A 7,807-nucleotide genomic window follows, 5' to 3' on the forward strand; every position below is an offset into this window, starting at 1 on the left:
AATCAAACACAAAAAGTGCCACCAGGCGCAACCCCTGCGCATCGGCGGGAGAAAGGAAGTCGTCAACGACGATGAACGAGGTAGGCATGGTTACCGAGCGTAGCGATGCACTGCGGCGACGGCAACCGGGCAACGAAAAACCCCGCCTTGCGGCGGGGTTCTTCTTTACATCACATCGGGAAGGCGTGCCGACCGAGGCCGGCAACGACCGCCGGAGGCGTGGACTTAGAAGTCCATGCCGCCCATGCCGCCCATGCCACCCATGCCACCAGCGCCGCCCATGGCCGGCTCGTCCTTCTTCGGAGCTTCGGCAACCATGGCTTCGGTGGTGATCATCAGGCCGGCGATCGAGGCCGCGTTCTGCAGGGCCGAACGGGTCACCTTGGTCGGGTCCAGGATGCCGAACTGCAGCATGTCGCCGAACTCGCCGGTGGCCGCGTTGTAGCCGAAGCTGCCGGTGCCTTCCTTGACCTTGTTGATGATGACCGACGGCTCGTCGCCAGCGTTGGCCACGATCTCGCGCAGCGGGGCTTCCATCGCACGCAGGGCAATCTGGATGCCGTGGTTCTGGTCTTCGTTAGCACCCTTCAGGCCGGCCAGCGCGGTGATCGCGCGGACCAGGGCAACGCCGCCGCCCGGGACCACGCCTTCTTCAACGGCTGCACGGGTGGCGTGCAGGGCGTCGTCGACGCGATCCTTCTTTTCCTTCATTTCGATTTCGGTCGAGGCGCCGACCTTGATCACCGCAACGCCGCCGGCCAGCTTGGCCACGCGTTCCTGCAGCTTCTCGCGATCGTAATCCGAGGAGGTGTCCTGGATCTGGGTCTTGATCTGCGCCACGCGTGCATCAACGTTGGCCTTGTCGCCGACGCCGTCGATGATGGTGGTGTTCTCCTTGGAGACCTGCACCTTCTTGGCGCGGCCCAGGTCCTTGATGGTGGCCTTTTCCAGCGACAGGCCGACTTCTTCGGAGATCACGGTGCCGCCGGTCAGCACGGCCATGTCTTCCAGCATCGCCTTGCGACGGTCGCCGAAGCCCGGGGCCTTGACGGCCACGACCTTGACGATGCCACGGATGGTGTTGACCACCAGGGTCGCCAGCGCTTCGCCTTCAACTTCCTCGGCCACGATCAGCAGCGGCTTGCCGGCCTTGGCGACGCCTTCCAGCACCGGCAGCAGGTCACGGACGTTGGAGATCTTCTTGTCGTGCAGCAGGATGAACGGGTCATCCAGGTCAGCGGTCTGCGACTGCTGGTTGTTGATGAAGTACGGCGACAGGTAGCCGCGGTCGAACTGCATGCCCTTGACCACGTCCAGCTCGTTGTCCAGGCCCGAGCCTTCTTCAACGGTGATGACGCCTTCCTTGCCGACTTCCTTCATCGCGTCAGCGATGATCTGGCCGATCGACTCATCCGAGTTGGCCGAGATGGTACCGACCTGGGCAATCGCCTTGTCGTCGGCGGTCGGCTTGGAGATGTTCTTCAGCTCGGCGACGGCAGCCGAAACGGCCTTGTCGATACCGCGCTTGAGGTCCATCGGATTCATGCCGGCGGCAACGGCCTTGGCGCCTTCGCGGATCAGGGCCTGGGCCAGCACGGTGGCGGTGGTGGTGCCGTCGCCGGCATCGTCGTTGGTGCGCGACGCGACTTCCTTCACCATCTGCGCGCCCATGTTCTCGAACTTGTCAGCCAGTTCGATTTCCTTGGCGACGGAGACGCCGTCCTTGGTGATGGTCGGGGCGCCGAAGCTCTTTTCCAGCACGACGTTGCGGCCCTTCGGGCCCAGGGTGGCCTTGACGGCATTGGCGAGAACATTGACGCCGCGCACCATGCGCGAACGGGCGTCTTCACCGAAACGAATATCCTTGGCAGCCATTGCATTTACCTCATTGGTAGCGCCGGACGATGCCCGGCGGCTGGGAGTTTGGGATCAGGTTGAAACAGGTCGCGCCGGGGCTCAGCCGATGACGGCGAGCACGTCGTCTTCGCGCAGGACCTTGTATTCGACGCCTTCGCTCTTGTACGAGCTGCCGGCGTACTGGCCGTAGATGACCTTGTCGCCGACCTTCAGCGACGGCGCGCGCACGTTGCCGTTGTCCAGCGGCTTGCCGGGGCCGACGGCCACGACCTCACCCTTGGTGGACTTTTCCTTGGCCGAGTCGGGGATGACGATGCCACCGGCGGAGATTTCGTCGGCTTCGATCGGCTTGACCACAACGCGGTCGTGCAGCGGCTTGATGCTCATAGGAGACCTCTTAAGTGATTGATTGGTCTAAAAAAGTCCGGCGATGTTAGCACTCACCCCAGGCGAGTGCCAGAACCGCACGTGAAGAAACCCGACAACGTCGGGAGCAGGGCAGAGATGGAGCCCTGCCGCCCCCTTTCAAGGGCGGAATGAAAAAATTTTTTCGCCCGCGCGCCTCGGCCAGGGCGTCGGTCCAGATCAATTTCGGTGACAAGCGTCGCACTGTCAGATATCTGACGTTCATTTACGACAAAGTGTCACTGGATCGGCCTTAGGCTCGGTCAGGCATTCCCAATCACAAGGAGTAGTCGATGCGATTGCTGTCCCCGCTTGCCGCCGCCTGCCTGCTGGCGCTGGCCGCTGCGCCGGTCCAGGCCGAGGTCTTCATCAATGAACTGCACTACGACGACAGCACCGCCGCCGGTGACGTCGGCGAAGCGATCGAGGTCGTAGCCACTGCCGGTGAGGACCTGTCCGGCTACCGCCTTTACCTCTACAACGGCAGCAACCCGTCGGCCGCCACCGTCTACGCCAACAATCCGGTCCCGGCCGGCACCGCCGCCGGCTGCGGCAGCGCCACCATCGCCGTGGTCAACTATCCGACCAACGGCCTCCAGAATGGTCCGAACGACGGCATCGCCCTGGTCGATGCCAGCGGCAAGGTGGTCCAGTTCCTCAGCTACGAGGGCGCCATCACCGCCTCCGGTGGCCCTGCCGCGGGCATGACCAGCCAGAACATCCCGGTGGCCGAAAGCAACAGCACCGCGCCGGGCACCTCGCTGCAGCTGACCGGCAGCGGCAGCCAGTACGCCCACTTCACCTGGGCCGAATCGGCCGGCCAGACGTTCGGCAGCTGCAACAACGGCCAGACCTTCAGCGGCGGCGGCACGCCAGGCCCCAACACGCCGCCGTCAGTCTCCACCACCACCCCGGCGCAGGGCAGCAGCACCTTCCCGGCTGCCGCCGACCTGGAAGTGGTGTTCAGCGAGACGGTGAACCTGGCCAGTGGCGCCTTCGCCCTGAGCTGCGGCACCTCCGGCACCGTGCCGCTGACCTTCCCGGCCAGCGGCCGCAGCGTGAAGCTGTCCACCAACACCGCGCTGGTGGCCGGTGAAGCCTGCCGCTTCGACATCCGCGCTGCGCGCATCACCGACCTGCAGGGCGCGCATCCGGCCGCCGACAGCCGCATCGCCTTCACCGTGGCCAGCACCGGCGGCAATCCGGACCCGGGCAACCCGGGCGTGCCGGCCGGCTACTACTCCAGGGTCAACACCAGCAGCCCCAGCCAGCTGCGCTGCTCGCTGCACGCCACCATCAAGGGCCATACCGCCTACCCGTACAGCGGCTCGGGCACCAGCACCTGGACCATCCTGGAAATCGCCGACGAGGATCCGAACAACCCGAACCGCATCCTCGATGCGTACCGCAACCGCAGCTACGCCAAGGTCAGTGATCGTGCGGGCACCGGCAGCGGCCTGACCTACAACCGCGAGCACACTTGGCCGAACTCGCTGGGCTTTGCCACCACCACCGGTGACAAGGGCCTGCCCTACGCGCCGTACACCGACACCCACATGCTGTACCTGACCGACGCGCAGTGGAACGCCGACCGTGGCAACAAGCCGTTCGCCAAGTGCGATGCCAGCTGCGGCGAGCGTGCCACCGAAGCCAACAATGGGCAGGGCGGCGGCAGCGGTGGCTACCCGGGCAATTCCAACTGGGTGCGCACGCCGGACGGCAACACCGGCACCTTCGAGGTGTGGGGCAAGCGCAAGGGCGACATGGCGCGTGCGGTGATGTACATGGCGATCCGCTATGAGGGCGGCAAGGATGCGGCCACCGGTCAGTCCGAGCCGGACCTGGAGCTGACCGACGACCGCAGCAAGATCGTCAAGACCAGCAGTTCGCCGGCCTACATGGGCCTGCTGTCGACGCTGATCGACTGGCACCTGTCCGATCCGCCGGATGATGCCGAGCGTGCCCGCAATGACGTGGTCTACAGCTTCCAGGGCAATCGCAACCCGTTCATCGACCACCCCGAGTGGGCGACCCCGGCCCTGTTCACCTCGGCCAAGCCAGCCACCTGCCAGCTGGCCAACTGACCGCGCAACGCAGCGGTCCACTGCCGCCGCCGGGCCCTGACCCGGCGGCGGCCCTATACTCGGCGGTCATGCCGATCGTCGATCCCGTCCTGCTGCTGTTGACCACCTGCCCGGACCGGGCCAGTGCAGAGCGCATTGCGCACGCGCTGGTCGGCGAGCGCCTGGCCGCGTGCGTGACCCGCCTTGATGGCGCGCAGTCCACCTACCGCTGGCAGGGCGAGGTGACCACCGATGCCGAGCTGCAGCTGCTGGTAAAGACCACCGCGAGCCGCATCGATGACGCAATCGCCCGGATCGTCGAACTGCATCCGTATGAACTCCCGGAGTGCATCGCGGTCGAAACCCGGGCCGGCCTGCCGGCGTATCTGGACTGGATCCGGGCACAGACCCGGGAGGACACTGATTGAAGACTCTGTTTGCGCGTGGCGCTGCCTTGTGCGCCCTGTTGTGGCTCTCGCTGCCCGCCTTGGCCCTGGATGAGAAGGACCTGCTGCCGGTGGACCAGGCGTTCGCGCTGACCGCCACGGCCCCCGAACGGGGCCAGGTGCAACTGCAGTTCAAGATCGCACCGGGCTACTACCTGTATCGCCACCGCACCAGCGTCAAGGCGGATCCGGCATTCAATGCCGGCACGCTGCAGATGCCCAAGGGTGACAGGCACCACGATGATTTCTTCGGCGAGGTCGAAACCTATCGGGAGCGCCTGCAGGCCACCCTGCCCGGCACGCCGACGGACGCCGCCGGCACCATCAGCCTGGAAGTCCGCTACCAGGGCTGCGCCGATGCCGGCGTCTGCTACCCGCCGCAGAAGCGCGTGGTGCAGGTCACCCTGCCGGGTGCCGGTGCGGCGGCCGCGGTGCCTGCCGCGCGTACCGGTGCCGCCAGTCCGTTCAACAACCCGCTGGCCGGTGCCGGCAACAGCGGTGGCCTGCGCCTGCCGGGCGCGGCCAACAACAACCAGGCGCTGCCGCTGCCGTCGGAACAGGCGTTCGGCTTCGATGCCATCGCCAGCGACGGCAACACCCTGCTGCTGCGCTTCAGCCCGGCACCCGGCTACTACCTGTACCGCGACCGCACTTCGCTGAAGCTGGAAGGCAGCGCCGGCGTGCTCGCCGACAAGCCGCGCTGGCCGGCCGCGCAGTCGCATCGCGACGAGCACTTCGGCGATGTCTCGGTGTACTTCAACCAGGTGGAAGTGCCGCTGCCGCTGCGCCGCACTGTTACTGATGCGGTCGACAGCACCCTGGTGGTGACCTTCCAGGGCTGCCAGACCGATGGTATCTGCTACCCGCCGATGACCCGTCGGGTGAAGCTGTCGATTCCGGCCGGCAAGCTCACCGCCGGCACCGGCCAGGCGCCAGTGCGCGAGGAAGCCGTCAATGCGCTGCACGCTGCCGGTGCGCCGCGTGAATCCGCCAATGGCGTACCGCTGCGCCTGCTGCCGACCGTACCCAACGACGGCAACGCCACTCCCGCCGCCACGGGCGGCCAGGGCGCAGGCAACGCGTTCGCCACCGACGCGCGTGGTGACAATGCGCTTCGCACGCGTCCGCCGGCGACCACCCCGAACCCGGACCGTTCGTTCGTCTGGGTGCTGCTGCTGGCGCTGGCCGGTGGACTGGTGCTGAACCTGATGCCCTGCGTGCTGCCGATCCTGTCGCTGAAGGTGCTGAGCCTGGCGCAGAGCGGCGAAAGCCCGCAGCGCGCCCGCAGCCACGCGCTCTGGTACACGTTGGGCGTGCTGGTCGCGTTCGCCGTGATCGGCGCATTGATGGTCAGCCTGCGCGCGATCGGCAACGCCGTCGGCATCGGCTTCCAGTTGCAGCACCCGGGCGTGGTGGCGGCACTGGCCTACATCATGTTCGCGGTGGGCCTGAGCCTGTCCGGCGTGTTCACCCTCGGCGGCGGCATCGGCAACCTTGGCCAGTCGCTGGCCAGCCGCAGCGGCCCGGCCGGTGACTTCTTCACCGGTGCGCTGGCCTGCGTGGTCGGCAGTGCCTGCGTCGGCCCGTTCATGGGCGGTGCGATCGCCTACGCCTTCATTGCCCCGCCGCTGAAGGCGATGACCGTGTTCCTGTTCCTCGGCCTGGGCCTGGCGCTGCCGTTCCTGCTGATCGGCTTCGTGCCAGCGCTGGCACGCCGCCTGCCCAAGCCTGGCCCGTGGATGGAAACGCTCAAGCACGTGCTGGCCTTCCCGATGTACGCCACTGCGCTGTGGCTGCTGTGGGTGCTGGGCAAGCAGCGCGGCGTGGACGGCATGGCGCTGGTGCTGGGTGGCCTGCTGCTGTTCGCGTTCGGCCTGTGGCTGTTTGAACGCAACCGCTGGACCGGCTCGCGTGCGGGGACCCTGCTCGGCGTGCTGCTGGCGATCGGTGCACTGGTTCCGGCCTGGGGCGTGACCCAGCTGGCACCGCCGGCGAGGGCCGCACAGGCCGCCAGCGACAACGTGGTCGAGTATTCGCCGCAGCTGCTGGACCGCCTGCGCGCCGACAACCGCGTGGTGTTCGTCAACATGACCGCCGACTGGTGCGTGAGCTGCAAGGCCAACGAACGTGCGGTGCTGTCACGGCCGGAGTTCAAGGAACTGCTCAAGCGCACCAATGCGGTGTACATGCGCGGTGACTACACCAACGTCGACCCGCAGATCACCACGTTCCTGGAAGAGCACAAGGCGGTTGGCGTACCACTGTACGTGGTGTACGGCCCCGGCGCGCCGCCGACCGTGCTGCCGACCCTGCTGACCCAGGCGGTGGTCGAGGAAGCGCTGCTGCGCACCGCACGATGAAGTGGCAACGGCCAGCGCTGCTGTGGACAGCGGTGCTGGCCGCCGGCCTCGGCCTGTGGGCCGGGCACCGCCTGGCCCCCGGCCCATCATCACCTGCCGCGCCAGCGACGGCTTCCAGGGCGACGGCCATGAAGCCCACGCTGCAGGTGGGCGATCAGTTGCCCGCGCTGACACTGCCGGACCTGGCGGGACAGCCATTGGTCCTGCGCGATCGCTTTGCCGGCCGGCCGCTGCTGATCAACGTCTGGGCCAGCTGGTGTGCGCCCTGCGTGGAAGAGATGCCCGAACTGGCGCGCTTCGCCGGTGCCCAGGGCGACAACGGTGTGCAGGTGCTGGGTCTGGCGCTGGACACCACGGACGACGTGCGCGGTTTCCTGCAGCAGGTGCCAGTGGACTACCCGATCGTGATCGAGACACCGGGCCCGCGCGATGCCAGCGTGCAGCTCGGCAACGCGCAAGGCCTGCTGCCCTACAGCGTGTTGTTCGATGCGCAGGGGCGAATGGTAAAAGCGAAGCTGGGACCGTTCGCCCACGGCGAGATCGACAGCTGGGTGAAGTGAGGGTGTTTTTTGCAGGGCTTGCAGCCCTGCACCCGGCTCAATGCAACGCCAACAGCCAAAGCGGGCATTCCGCGGGTTGGCGGGGCGATGTCGGAGTGCGGGGACGCTGCAAGTAC

Annotated in this window: 6 protein-coding genes; 4 read left to right on the forward strand and 2 right to left on the reverse strand. The window is 66.9% G+C overall.

Translation table 11 applies throughout. The features are described 5' to 3' along the window. Positions 1 to 225: 225 nt before the first annotated feature. Both groL and A7X97_RS09815 read right to left on the reverse strand, forming a co-directional pair. Positions 226 to 1,875 carry a chaperonin GroEL gene (gene groL, locus A7X97_RS09810; protein ID WP_005411226.1) on the reverse strand — a complete coding sequence of 550 codons (1,650 nt, stop codon included), beginning with the start codon at positions 1,873 to 1,875 and terminating at the stop codon, positions 226 to 228. Positions 1,876 to 1,956: 81 nt separating this feature from the next. After that, complete coding sequence (locus tag A7X97_RS09815; protein ID WP_005411227.1) at positions 1,957 to 2,244, reverse strand: co-chaperone GroES; 288 nt, start codon at positions 2,242 to 2,244, stop codon at positions 1,957 to 1,959. 311 nt (positions 2,245 to 2,555) lie between these two features. Between A7X97_RS09815 and A7X97_RS09820 the strand changes: the two genes are divergently transcribed. The 4 genes from A7X97_RS09820 (at position 2,556) to A7X97_RS09835 (ending at position 7,691) form a co-directional block, all read left to right on the forward strand. After that, complete coding sequence (locus A7X97_RS09820) at positions 2,556 to 4,346, forward strand: endonuclease (protein WP_065196843.1); 1,791 nt, start codon at positions 2,556 to 2,558, stop codon at positions 4,344 to 4,346. Positions 4,347 to 4,414: 68 nt separating this feature from the next. Then, positions 4,415 to 4,753, forward strand: coding sequence for a divalent-cation tolerance protein CutA (cutA, locus tag A7X97_RS09825; RefSeq protein ID WP_065196842.1), 339 nt, complete (start codon positions 4,415 to 4,417; stop codon positions 4,751 to 4,753). Further along, entirely contained in the window at positions 4,750 to 7,131 is a 2,382-nt protein-coding gene (locus tag A7X97_RS09830; protein ID WP_111007870.1) for a protein-disulfide reductase DsbD family protein, read from the forward strand. The genes cutA and A7X97_RS09830 overlap by 4 nt, the downstream gene beginning before the upstream one ends. Next, positions 7,128 to 7,691: a TlpA family protein disulfide reductase gene (locus A7X97_RS09835; RefSeq protein ID WP_111007871.1), complete on the forward strand. Its 564-nt coding sequence runs from the start codon at positions 7,128 to 7,130 to the stop codon at positions 7,689 to 7,691. The genes A7X97_RS09830 and A7X97_RS09835 overlap by 4 nt, the downstream gene beginning before the upstream one ends. Positions 7,692 to 7,807 lie beyond the last annotated feature (116 nt).

The sequence above is a fragment of the Stenotrophomonas sepilia genome (assembly GCF_003244875.1).
In the GTDB taxonomy this organism is placed as follows: Bacteria; Pseudomonadota; Gammaproteobacteria; order Xanthomonadales; family Xanthomonadaceae; genus Stenotrophomonas; species Stenotrophomonas sepilia.